This window comes from Variovorax sp. P1_H12_2 (assembly GCF_056405335.1).
Genome location: NZ_JBFUCI010000551.1, coordinates 1 through 3,477 on the forward strand (window position 1 = coordinate 1; position 3,477 = coordinate 3,477).

The following is a 3,477-nucleotide window of genomic DNA, read 5'->3' on the forward strand; positions in this document are numbered from 1 at the left end:
TGGCGCTCTCGCGCGTGATCAATGGCAACGCCGCCATCTCGCCCGAGCTGGCGATTCGCCTGGAGGCCTGGCTTGGCGCCGACCGTGGCGGCGCGGCGCGGCTCTGGCTCGGCGGCCAGAGCGACTACGACGAGTGGCAGGCACGCCAGCGGATCGCGAAGACGATGCATGTGAAGCGGGCGCCGAAGATCAAGGCAGAGCCCCAGCGAACGTCTCGGTAACTACCTCGGTGCCCAACGAGCGAGCGGCCCAGTTTGTCAGCGTCGCGCTCCGCCCTGTCACCACACTCTTCCCTTTGGGGCAGAAGATTTGCCTCACCACCCGATTGCGTCGCTGCAATCCATGCGGCCGGAAGTCGTGCATCCGGAAGTCGTGCGTCCGCCAGTCGCCCATCCGCCGGAAGTCACTTGCGCCAGGGGTGTCGTCCGCGAGGGTTGTGCAGGGCCGCACGGTGCGGAAGTGATTCGCAGATGATCTTCCGGGAATCGAAGCCCGACCACCTCATAGGAATAGTGGTCGATGGCACCCCGGCGGCTTGCAGCAGCGGTTCGCATCGACATGCGTGATCGGCGGGTTGATCGGACGGGTGGGCCCCCCAAGCAGCAGCACGGCCAGGAGAGAGCGCGTGAGCCATTCATGGCGCTCCACAGATTGATCTCTGTAGAGGGTGTTGCGAACTACCCTTTTCCTGTCGCATTCCGGTCGACAAGAAGCATTCTCACCAGCCGGCCTTCGCCAAGCGCCTCGGCAATGACCTGGAAGGCGAAATAGGGAATGAGTACGAGCAGCAGAAGCAGCGCGCCGGCCAGCGACTCCAGCAGCCGCTGGCCGAACAGCTCGCCAAGCGATTCACCGATCGATCGATGATGGAACAATCCCACCACGACCTCCTCGACGATCGTCAGGAAGATCAGCAGCATCAGGAAGGTGAAAGTCTTGCGCAGCACCGGCCAGATGAGTGGGCGATGAGCGTTGTGCCCCCCCAGCTTCAGAGCCCTGCCCAGCATCACGAACTTGGCGAGCAGCAGGGCTTTCACAATCGCCACGCCCCAGAAGACGAACTCGATGCCATGGCTGCGCAGCACTGCGGCTTTCATCACGTTCATCGCCCAGATGACGATGAAGARGTAGGCAGTCAGGACCACGAGCTCCTGGAGCTCGCTGATCATTCGCTGACGCAACGGCGCCTTGGCTTTGATGTCGGATTCCATGGCGGATCTTCTTCACAGTTCGTGCGTACACCGACTCCCGCGTCGTATGGCCCGCGGCGCTGGCCGACCTCGCAGGGCATCGTACCGGCCGACTCGACCCATGGCGCGCGACCTTGCGCCTTCGATCATTGCGCGGTTGGTTCGACGCGGACATTGGGCGCGGGGGCAACTTTTTTGCCCGAAAGGGAAGACCACCGGCCATTTGAAGAGGCGTTCACGACCCGACAGCCGCGTCGACTTCATGCACGTGGCGATCACGGGTCGCCCCCCAGATCTAGGTGGCCCTGATGTCCTACTTGAGCAACTTGCCCATCGCGCCGCGGGGTTCCGCATCGAGCAAGTGGCCCTCGCGTCGACACCGGTAGACGATTGCAAACACCTGCAAAAAAATACTGGATGGGCGTACAGTATGCGCATGGACCCAATCAGCGCACAAACCTGGATTGCAGCCTGTGCCCACCAGCTGCAGCGCCAGTGGCGAACGGTGGACCCCGAGCAGCTCGAGGAGGTCGCGGCTGATCTTTGGCGCGACGAGCGGCTGCGATCGATGGCGCCCGCCATGGCCGCTGTGGAGTGGCTTCAACCCCTGAACGAACCGGAACGGTGAGGGGAGGGCTTCTCGAGCGGACCAGGTGGTCGTCGTCGAAGCTGTCGAGGCATCACACCGTTGGACATTTCAGTCAGCAGTTAAAAATCGACCCCCAAAAAGCAAAACGCCTGCAAGAACCGAAGTCCTTGCAGGCGTTCACTTTTTTCATGGTCGGGGCGAAAGGATTCGAACCTTCGACCCTCTGGTCCCAAACCAGATGCGCTACCAGGCTGCGCTACACCCCGACGAGCCTTCGATTCTAACCTGCGAATGGGGGCATCGGCGCGCCGGCGTTTTTCAGCGGCGCTGATATTGCGTCTTGCCGAACAGGATTTCGCGTTCCTTGTCACCCGTGATCGGCTGACGCAGGTCGGCCAGCACCTTGACGCCGCGCTGGACCGCCGGGCGTGCGGCGATGCCGTCGAACCATCGCTCCAGGTGCGGATAGTCGGTGAGCACGATGCCCTGGTTCTCCCAGCTGCGCAGCCAGGGAAAGATCGCGATGTCGGCGATCGAATAGCTCTCGCCAGCGATGAACTTGTTGTTCGACAGCTGCTTGTCGATCACGCCGTAGAGGCGCTTGGCCTCGTTGCTGTAGCGGTCGATCGCGTAGCCGATCTTCTCGGGCGCATACATGCGGAAGTGGTGCGCCTGGCCGAGCATCGGGCCGACGCCGCCCATCTGGAACATCAGCCACTGCAGCGTCTCGTAGCGTGCGCGGTCGCTGGCCGGAAGAAACTTGCCGGTCTTGCCGGCCAGGTAGACCAGGATGGCGCCGGACTCGAACAGCGAGATCGGCTTGCCATCCGGCCCTTGGGGATCGGTGATGGCCGGTATCTTGTTGTTGGGACTGATCGCGAGGAAGGAGGGCTCGAATTGGTCGCCTTTGCCGATGTTGACCGGATGCGCGACATAGGGAAGGCCGCATTCCTCCAGCATGATGTGGATCTTGTGGCCGTTGGGCGTGGGCCAGGAATAGGCGTCGATGGGCGCWTGAGGCATGTCGGGGAATCCGTGCGGGTGGCGAAGCCGGCCAGCATAGCGCTGGACCGGTTTTCCTGCAGGGCCCCGAGCCGCTCAGGCCGCCGCGACGGCCGACGCCGCCAGGTGCTGGTGGATCAGCGCCACCACCGCAGCGCCTTCGCCGATGGCGCCGCCGACGCGCTTGACCGAGCCCGCGCGCACGTCACCGACCGCGTACACGCCGGGGATGCTCGATTCGAGCGTCCCCGCGGTCTTGGCCGGAAAGCCGCCGCGCGCCGCCTGGCCCGTGAGCACGAAGCCGTGCTTGTCGAGCGCAACGCCGCAGCCCGCAAGCCAATCGGTTTCGGGCACCGCGCCGATGAAGAGGAAGATGTTGCGCGCCGGGCAATCCTCCTGCCTGCCGCTCAGGCGATGGCGCCAGGTCGCGCCGTTCAGGCCGCTGGCCGGCTCGCCGTGCAGCGCCACCAGTTCGGTGTGCGGGCGCAGCGCGATGTTGTCCGTGGCTTCGATGCGATCGATCAGGTAGCGCGACATGGTGGCCGCCAGCGAGGGCCCGCGCACCAGCACGTTGACCTTGGCCGCATGCTGCGACAGGAACACCGCGGCCTGGCCGGCCGAGTTGCCGCCGCCGACCAGCGCGACCTCCTGCCGGGCGCACAGCCTGGCCTCCAGCGCCGAGGCCCAGTACCAGAT

At 64.5% G+C, this 3,477-nt stretch carries 5 protein-coding genes and 1 tRNA gene; 2 read left to right on the forward strand and 4 right to left on the reverse strand.

The annotated features are described in order from the left end of the window. Positions 1-221 (forward strand): helix-turn-helix transcriptional regulator (locus AC1D2K_RS32085; RefSeq protein WP_478094152.1); only part of this gene is annotated, 221 nt, incomplete at its 5' end. A 456-nt stretch (positions 222-677) separates the two neighbouring features. Here AC1D2K_RS32085 and AC1D2K_RS32090 read toward each other — a convergent pair. Further along, positions 678-1,211 carry a hypothetical protein gene (locus AC1D2K_RS32090; protein WP_478094154.1) on the reverse strand — a complete coding sequence of 178 codons (534 nt, stop codon included), beginning with the start codon at positions 1,209-1,211 and terminating at the stop codon, positions 678-680. Positions 1,212-1,311: 100 nt separating this feature from the next. Here AC1D2K_RS32090 and AC1D2K_RS32095 point away from each other — a divergent pair, with 100 nt between their 5' ends. After that, a complete protein-coding gene (locus AC1D2K_RS32095; protein WP_478094156.1) occupies positions 1,312-1,818 on the forward strand; it encodes a hypothetical protein in 507 nt (168 codons plus the stop codon). Positions 1,819-1,968: 150 nt separating this feature from the next. On the opposite strand, the gene AC1D2K_RS32100 is transcribed toward AC1D2K_RS32095, so the two are convergent. The 3 genes from AC1D2K_RS32100 to AC1D2K_RS32110 all read right to left on the reverse strand — a co-directional run. Beyond that, positions 1,969-2,045, reverse strand: a tRNA-Pro gene (locus AC1D2K_RS32100). A gap of 52 nt (positions 2,046-2,097) precedes the next feature. Further along, positions 2,098-2,802 carry a glutathione binding-like protein gene (locus AC1D2K_RS32105; RefSeq protein WP_478094158.1) on the reverse strand — a complete coding sequence of 235 codons (705 nt, stop codon included), beginning with the start codon at positions 2,800-2,802 and terminating at the stop codon, positions 2,098-2,100. A gap of 75 nt (positions 2,803-2,877) precedes the next feature. After that, positions 2,878-3,477, reverse strand: a 600-nt coding sequence (locus tag AC1D2K_RS32110; protein ID WP_478094159.1) for an NAD(P)/FAD-dependent oxidoreductase, incomplete at its 5' end; no start/stop codon positions are given.

Excerpts from the sequence above, each read along its gene's own strand:
- AC1D2K_RS32095 (WP_478094156.1), top strand. The coding sequence starts at position 1,312 with ATGGCGCGCGACCTTGCGCCTTCGATCATTGCGCGGTTGGTTCGACGC.